This is a genomic window from Bacteroides sp. (genome assembly GCA_036351255.1).
Lineage (GTDB): Bacteria > Bacteroidota > Bacteroidia > Bacteroidales > UBA7960 > UBA7960.
Window position 1 is genome coordinate 1 of record JAZBOS010000130.1, and the last position, 2,391, is coordinate 2,391.

Below are 2,391 nucleotides of genomic sequence, written 5' to 3' on the forward strand. Positions count from 1 at the left end.
ACCCGTTGGGATGTTTTAAATAGACGGCGTTTCCGTATCCCCCTGGTTCAACTTTGATCCTGGAAACATAACCATCGTAGCATGCATGGACCGGCAATCCGGGCTGCCCTTCGGTTTTCAGGTCGATGCCAGAGTGAAAATGGTTGCTTCTCACCTCGCCAAAATTGCCTGAAAGAAAAAGTTTAATGTCAATCGGTGCCCTGAAAACTGCGGCCGGAGGGCCTGTCTGTGCCGCTGTTTCCCCAACTGCTGCTCCTGTAAGAAGGGCAGCACACAACAATAATATCCTGAAGTTTGTTATTAGCATGGTTGCCAAAATTAGTAAAGTTCTTTTTTATTTTGTTATCATTGTGCTGTATGCTATTTTTGTCATAAATAGTGTTAGATGGACGAGGAACAGGAAATAATTGTTCAGGAGTTAATCGACCGGGTGCACGGGCTCATGGGCAGGTATTCGGAACTTAAAGAGCAATATAACCTGTTGAGTCATGAGAATGAGGATCTTCGCCATCAGATTGAAGAACAAAATATTAAGATTGATAAATTAGAGCAGCAATATAATTCGGCAAAAATTGCCACTAATGTCCTGGCACCGGTTGAAGACAAGGATGAGGCCAGGGCAGAATTGAACAGGATAGTGCGGGAAATAGACAATTGTATTGCTCTTTTGAACAGATAAAGCGGGAAGGATGGATGGTAAGTTTCATATCAAGTTACAAATTGTAGGAAGATACTATCCGCTTGTGATCGAGAGGAAGGATGAGGAGAGGTTTAGGAAAGCAGCAAGATTAATAAACGAAAAAGTAGCACAGTATAAACAAAAATACCGTGATAAAGATGTTCAGGATTTTTTAGCCATGACATCTTTGCAATTTGTGCTAAAAGAGTTAGATTTGAAAGAGAAGTTAGAAAATCAGCCGATAATGTCAGCCATCATGGATCTGACTGCAGAACTGGATGATTTTGTTCAAAATGAGTAAACGCGTTCTTTGCATAAATAATACTGCCCGTATTAATCCTTTGGATTTGTAAAACTCAACACTTTTGCAATTGGAGTTATGCTCATAATTGCCTAGAACAGGCCTCTATATCCCGGCTACGGCCGGGGGAGCTTCCTTGGAAGCCGGTGGACGTTCGACGTGATTGGCGGCTCCATCCCTGTCATACTGGGGTTTTCTCTCAAAGGATCTAATGCGGGTTTTTTTTGTACAAATGGGCTGATGCCCAAATCAATATATATAAACAAAACAGATTTTATATGGAGACAACAACTGTTATAATAATGGTATCTGCTGCTTTCCTTGCGGGAGGGGTATTAGCCTTTTTCCTTGGAAAGTACAGCGTGCAAAACAAGGCCAGGAATATCCTGAAGGAGGCGGAGGCTGATGCTGAAATGATCAAAAAGGATAAGATACTCCAGGCCAAGGAGAAGTTTTTGCAGCTTAAAACTGAACATGAAAAAATTATTAATGAGAAGAACAGCAAGATCCTTATGGCTGAGAACAAGATGAAGCAGAGGGAAGCAAACCTTTCGCAGAGGATTGAGGAGAACCAGAGGAAGATGAAGGAGAATGAGGTGATAAGGAAAAACCTCGACAGCCAGATGGAACTTGTTAACAAAAGAATGGAAGAACTTGAGAAAGTGCAGTTCCAGGCAGTTGAAAAGCTGGAGTCAATTTCCGGCCTTTCGGCCGCAGAAGCAAAGGAAAGCCTGATCGAATCACTGAGGTCCGAAGCCAAGGCAGAAGCTATGTCCTATATCTCAGAGGTTATGGACGAAGCCAAAATGAACGCCGTCAGGGATGCAAAGAAGGTCGTGATAAATACCATACAGAGGGTGGCCACTGAAGAGGCAATAGAAAACTCCGTTACGGTATTTAATATTGAGAATGACGACATTAAGGGCAGGATTATTGGCAGGGAAGGAAGAAATATCAGGGCACTTGAAGCAGCAACCGGGGTTGAGATCATTGTCGATGATACCCCGGAAGCAATCATTCTCTCAGCTTTCGACCCTGTGAGGAGGGAGATAGCCAGACTGGCCCTTCATCAGCTTGTTACCGACGGCCGTATCCATCCGGCCAGAATAGAGGAAGTGGTGAAGAAAGTTCAAAAGCAGATAGAAGAGGAAATAAGCGAAACCGGCCGGAGAACCACCATTGACCTGGGTATACACGGGCTGCATCCGGAATTGATGAGGCTTGTAGGTAAAATGAAATACCGCTCCTCATACGGTCAGAACCTGCTTCAGCATTCAAAGGAAGTAGCCAATCTATGTTCGATCATGGCTGCAGAGCTTGGGCTGAATTCCAAGATTGCCAAAAGAGCCGGCCTGCTGCACGATATAGGTAAAGTGGCCGACGAGGAACCGGAACTGCCGCACGCTGTCCT

The 2,391-nt window shown here is 44.2% G+C and carries 4 protein-coding genes; 3 read left to right on the top strand and 1 reads right to left on the bottom strand.

The window, feature by feature from the left end; translation table 11 throughout:
- Window positions 1-307, bottom strand: a 307-nt coding sequence (locus V2I46_12910; GenBank protein MEE4178398.1) for a M23 family peptidase, incomplete at its 3' end; no start/stop codon positions are given.
- A 78-nt stretch (window positions 308-385) separates the two neighbouring features.
- Here V2I46_12910 and V2I46_12915 point away from each other — a divergent pair.
- The 3 genes from V2I46_12915 to V2I46_12925 all read left to right on the top strand — a co-directional run.
- Window positions 386-679 carry a hypothetical protein gene (locus V2I46_12915; GenBank protein MEE4178399.1) on the top strand — a complete coding sequence of 98 codons (294 nt, stop codon included), beginning with the start codon at window positions 386-388 and terminating at the stop codon, window positions 677-679.
- A 10-nt stretch (window positions 680-689) separates the two neighbouring features.
- Window positions 690-980 (top strand): cell division protein ZapA, encoded by a 291-nt coding sequence (locus V2I46_12920; protein ID MEE4178400.1) that lies wholly within the window; start codon window positions 690-692, stop codon window positions 978-980.
- A 302-nt stretch (window positions 981-1,282) separates the two neighbouring features.
- A partial coding sequence (locus V2I46_12925; protein ID MEE4178401.1) for an Rnase Y domain-containing protein occupies window positions 1,283-2,391 on the top strand: 1,109 nt, incomplete at its 3' end.

Coding starts and splice junctions, on each gene's coding strand:
- V2I46_12915 (MEE4178399.1), top strand. CDS start 386: ATGGACGAGGAACAGGAAATAATTGTTCAGGAGTTAATCGACCGGGTG.
- V2I46_12920 (MEE4178400.1), top strand. CDS start 690: ATGGATGGTAAGTTTCATATCAAGTTACAAATTGTAGGAAGATACTAT.